General features: G+C 63.0%; 2 protein-coding genes. Both read right to left on the bottom strand.

Features of this window, described 5'->3' with window-relative positions:
* Window positions 1-176 precede the first annotated feature (176 nt).
* The gene (locus WB528_RS24905; protein ID WP_423891704.1) at window positions 177-1,988 is read right to left on the bottom strand and encodes an ABC-F family ATP-binding cassette domain-containing protein; all 1,812 of its coding nucleotides are present in this window, start codon (window positions 1,986-1,988) and stop codon (window positions 177-179) included.
* 11 nt (window positions 1,989-1,999) lie between these two features.
* The coding region (locus WB528_RS24900) for a YaiI/YqxD family protein (RefSeq protein ID WP_423891701.1) at window positions 2,000-2,357 on the bottom strand (358 nt) is incomplete at its 5' end.

Raw genomic sequence — 2,357 nt, 5'->3', positions numbered from 1 at the left:
TTATTCTCCAAACCAGCGATGTTGCCGTTTTCACCTCCCCATGAAAGGGGAAGGTCGGCGCACTCGGCCGCGATCTTGAGCGGTTGAGCAAGACGTGGGGCATTTCGATCGACGTTATTCCGTGTGTCTGCCCCCCACCCCAACCCTCCCCCTTGCAGGAGGAGGGGGAAGTCGGTTCAGGCCTGTTCTATTTCTTCACGTAACACTTCAAGTTCCAGCCATTTGTCCTCGGCCTCGTGCAATTCTTTCTGCGCCTTGGTCAGCGCATCGGAGGCCTGGTCGAATTTCTTCCGATCCTTCTTGTAGAGATCGGGATCGTCAAGATGCCGCTGCTGTTTGGCGATTTCGGCCTGCAGTTTGGCGATGGTTTTCGGCAGGATTTCCAGCGCGTGTTTTTCATTGAAATTGAGCCGGCGCTTTGGCGCGCTCGAGCGCGTCCCGGCCGAGACGTTTTTTTCGCGTTCGACCGCTGCGGCCTTGACAGCCTCGCGCTTCAAGTCGGCGCCGCGCTGGGCCAGCATGTCGGAATAGCCGCCGGCATATTCGATCCACTTGCCGTCACCCTCGGGCACGATCACGGAGGTCACGACGCGATCGAGAAAATCGCGGTCATGGCTGATCAGGATGACCGTGCCGTCGTAATCGCCGAGCATTTCCTCCAGCACGTCCAGGGTTTCGAGATCGAGATCGTTGGTCGGCTCGTCCAGTACCAGAAGGTTGGAGGGCTTTGCCAGCGCGCGCGCCAGCATCAACCGGCCACGCTCGCCGCCGGAAAGCACCTCAAGCGGCGTGCGCATCTGCTCCTGCGCGAACAGGAAGTCCTTCATGTAGCTGACGACATGTTTCGGCTTGCCGCCGACCATGACGTGATCGCCGCGGCCGCCGGTCAGCGCCTCGGCCAGCGTCGATTTCGGATCGAGGCTTTCGCGGTGCTGGTCCAGCGTCGCCATCTCGATATTGGCGCCGAGCCGGATCATCCCCGTATCGGGCGGGTTGGCCCCCGTGAGCATCTCGATCAGCGTGGTCTTGCCGGCGCCGTTGGGTCCGACGATGCCGATACGGTCGCCACGCTGCACGCGGATCGAGAAGCCATCGACGATCTTGCGGTCGCCATAGGTCCGGCTGATGTTCCTGGCCTCGATCACGAGCTTGCCGGACTTTTCGGATTCCGCCGCGGCGAGATTGGCGTTCCCGGCCGTGCCGCGATAATCACGCCGCTGCTGCCGCAGCGCGTGGAGATTGCCGAGCCGTTTGACGTTGCGCTTGCGGCGGCCGGACACGCCGTAACGCAGCCAATGTTCTTCGTTGACGATCTTGCGGTCGAGCTTGTGCTGCTCGCGCTCTTCCTCGGCGAGCACCTCGTCGCGCCAGCTTTCGAACGAAGCAAAGCCGCGATCGATCTGCCGGATCTGGCCGCGGTCGAGCCAGGCCGTGGCGCGCGACAGGTTGGAGAGGAAGCGGCGGTCATGGCTGATGATGACAAGCGCGCTGCGGCGGCCGTCCAGTTCGCCTTCCAGCCACTCGATCGTGGTGAGATCGAGATGGTTGGTCGGCTCGTCCAAAAGCAGGATGTCAGGTGAGGGCGCCAGCACGCGCGCGAGCGCGGCGCGGCGCGCTTCACCGCCGGAGAGATGCGCAGGGTCTTCGTCACCGTGAAGACCAAGCTGCTCCAGCACGTAGCGGGCTTGATAATGGTCGTCGCCGGGCCCAAGGCCCGCCTCGACATACGCCAAGGTGGTGGCGAAGCCTGCAAAATCCGGCTCCTGCGGCAGGTAGCGGATAGTGGCTCCCGGTTGAACAAATCTGCTGCCGTGATCGGGTTCGACCAGGCCTGCGGCAATCTTCAACAGCGTCGATTTGCCGGAGCCGTTGCGGCCGATCAGACAGACACGCTCCTCCGCCGATACGGACAGTTCGACGCCCGACAACAGCGGCGTACCGCCGAAGGTAAGCCCAATGTCTTTCAACTGGATCAGCGGTGGCGCCATGGTTTCTCGGTTCAACCTTGAGATACGGGGACGTCGGCCCGGCGGCGCTGGATGCGCCGGATGGTCTGGTCGAGCGTGGCGAGAAATGTCGAACGGTCGCGGGCTGCGAAGGATTTCGGGCCGCCGGTGACTTCGCCCGACGAACGCAAGTCGGTCATGAGATTACGGACCGCGAGCGTCATTCCGATCGATTGCTCCGTGAACGGCTTGCCGTTGGGCGCGATCACCTCGGCGCCCGCCTTCACACAGCGGCTGGCGAGCGGAATGTCCGACGTGATGACGATGTCGCCCTGGCCAACGCGCTCTGCGATCCAGTCATCGGCGGCGTCCATCCCCGATCCCGCCGCAATCCGCTCGATCAGAGGATCC

The organism is Bradyrhizobium sp., assembly GCF_049586575.1.
Lineage (GTDB): Bacteria > Pseudomonadota > Alphaproteobacteria > Rhizobiales > Xanthobacteraceae > Bradyrhizobium.
This window is presented reverse-complemented; position numbering and strand designations above follow the sequence as displayed.